Below are 1,417 nucleotides of genomic sequence, written 5' to 3'. Positions count from 1 at the left end.
GCGTACTGTCTTCGGCGACGCGCCTTGTCTGAAACTTTCGGTGGATGGCTATATGTGGCTAGGCGCTGTGTGCAATTCGGCGGATAAGCCCCTCTCTCTTGCTTCGCAAGCAATACTTGTCGCTGCGCGAGCTGTTCCAGTCCCGCTGCGGGCTTCGCCCTGCAGGGGAGGGGAAATTTCGCTTTTACCCGCAGACTATGAACAGGTTCTTAGATTATCCCCGCCAGTGGCGGCAGCTCATCTTCGTGCAGCGGGGGAATGGCGGCGCTGGCGTGGTGGTATTGAGCTGGCTGGTCGTGCGGCGCCGACGGCGAGGTGTCGTCGCGGGTAGCGCGCAGTAATGGCGGCTGTTCCAGCAATTGCTGCAGTGGCGGCGCGTGCGGCGAGGGGCTGTCGCCGTCTGCCGGGGTGTAGCTGAAGGATTCGACGTTGATGTGCTGCGCCTTGGCTTTGTGCCAGCCGGGCGCGTCGTAGCTGTACGTCCAGAAGTTGAGGTGAATTTGTTGTTTGTCGGCGACGGGGATGTTTTCTGTGCTGCTGACCTGGTGCAGGGTTTTGCCGCTTGCGGGGTCGCTCACTGTCCAGGTGATGCGCTCCGCCGTCCAGTCCATGCGGATGGTGGCGCGGTCGAGGCCGTCCGGCCAGGCGTAGGCGGGGCGGACTTTGATGGCGTCGTCGGTCGGCCAGTAGGTGAATAGGCCTTGCAGGGCGCTACCGCCCCAGCGCGAGATTTCGATGGCGTCCAGCTCGCGGTGGCCGGGGATGCTCGGTTTTGCCCATTCGTAGGTGAAGAAACCGAAGACGGTGTAGGCGTCGAAGTGGCGGAAGTCGGCGCTGACGGTGAGCTGGTAGCTGCCGTAGCCCATCGCTTCGCTGCTGGAGATTTGCGCGGCGACCGGGCTTTCGCCGCTGCCGTTGGTGAGCTGCATTTCGAGGGTATCGCCGTTAATGCGGATGTTGTCGCGCGACCATTCGCCGCTTTTTTGTGGCGCGCCCGGCGCCCAGTCGGTGTCGCGCGCGAACCAGTCCACGCCCGCCCACGGGAAGGTGGGTTCGTCGAAGGTGTTGGTAAAGGGCGGCGCGACTGCGGCTTTGCCTACGGCGGCGGTCGGCAGGCTGTCGCGGCTTTCAAGGTTGCCGAGGCCGTCGGTGTAGCTGGCGCGGACGCTGATGGTTTTGCCGATGTCGGCAAGGTTCAGGGTGTAGTCCGCGCCGCTGCCGATGTTTTGTCCGTCGGCCAGCCATTGGTAGTGGACGTCGCCCATGCCGTCGGCATCGGCGAGGCTGTTGCTGGCGTGGATGGTCGCCCCCGCCTGGATTTTACCGCTGACGGTAACGGCGCCGGTCGGCGCGTGGTTTTCCGTCGGCGGGGTTGGTGTCGGCGGGGTTGGTGTCGGCGGGGTTGGTGTCGGCGGGG

The 1,417-nt window shown here is 64.6% G+C and carries 1 pseudogene; it reads right to left on the bottom strand.

Annotated elements, in window-relative coordinates:
* Positions 1–209: 209 nt before the first annotated feature.
* Positions 210–1,417: pseudogene (locus Q0349_RS03135) on the bottom strand (hypothetical protein); the annotation flags it as partial.

Source organism: uncultured Cardiobacterium sp., assembly GCF_938028185.1.
In the GTDB taxonomy this organism is placed as follows: domain Bacteria; phylum Pseudomonadota; class Gammaproteobacteria; order Cardiobacteriales; family Cardiobacteriaceae; genus Cardiobacterium.
This window is presented reverse-complemented; position numbering and strand designations above follow the sequence as displayed.